General features: G+C 68.2%; 1 pseudogene. It reads right to left on the bottom strand.

The annotated features are described in order from the left end of the window. Positions 1–554 (bottom strand): annotated as a pseudogene (locus QYM41_RS17760) (malto-oligosyltrehalose trehalohydrolase); the annotation flags it as partial.

The following is a 554-nucleotide window of genomic DNA, read 5'->3' as shown; positions in this document are numbered from 1 at the left end:
CTGATCGGTGAGCTCCGGGGTGTCGTGGCGCAGCGCGATCAGCTCCCGGTAGGCGTCCAGGATGCGCTGGTGCTCACCTTCGTGCACCTCGCCCCAGTCGAGCTTGGAACGTTCGAACGTCTGCGGGTCCTGGGGATCCGGGACGGTCGCGTGATCCCAGGCCATCGCGGCGAATTCCGCCTTGCGGCCCGTGGCCACGGCCTCCCCCAGTTCGGGTTCGGGGTGGGCCGTGAAGAACTGCCACGGCGTGCTGGCCCCGAACTCCTCGCCCATGAACAGCATGGGCGTGTAGGGCTGGGTGAGCAGCCACGTGGCGGCCGCGATCGCCCGGTCCACACTCATGCCGTGGTTCATCCGGTCCCCGGCCGCGCGGTTGCCCACCTGGTCGTGGTTCTGCAGGAACGTCACGAACTGCCACGGCCGCTGCTCGGCAGGATCGATCTCGCGGCCGTGCGAGCGGCCACGGAACGTGGAGTACGTCCCGTTGTGGAAGTACGCCGTGTGCATGGTCTTCTCCAGGGCGTGCAGGGATGCGAAGTCCCCGTAGTACCCGT

Source organism: Kocuria oxytropis (assembly GCF_040981195.1).
Lineage (GTDB): Bacteria > Actinomycetota > Actinomycetes > Actinomycetales > Micrococcaceae > Kocuria > Kocuria oxytropis.
Note: the sequence above shows the minus strand (reverse complement) of the source record. Positions and strands in the feature narration are given on the sequence as shown.